Genomic DNA, 251 nt, shown 5'->3' on the forward strand with positions numbered 1-251 from the left:
TTCTCATAGTTAGCAAGCAGTTGATCCAGCAGTTCAGGTGTAATCGTCGTGTCGGTCGTCATGTGAGTCTCCTCGGTAAGGTAAACTCACAGAAACCTGCTTACACATTCTTTCTGACACCCTCCTGCGGCTTGCCCGGAGCAATGCGTTCCGGCGTGACGCCGGCCTTGATCAGCTTCACCGACAGCCTTGACAGTCCGCCGGCGCCTGTCGACGCAAAGGGGGCGCCATTGTCCGACCGCATGTAACGG

At 57.0% G+C, this 251-nt stretch carries 1 pseudogene; it reads right to left on the reverse strand.

The features are described 5' to 3' along the window. Nucleotides 1-112: 112 nt before the first annotated feature. Nucleotides 113-251: pseudogene (locus tag ACZYOF_RS44935) on the reverse strand (IS481-like element ISHne2 family transposase); the annotation flags it as partial.

Source organism: Bradyrhizobium sp. LeoA1Lang, assembly GCF_055413685.1.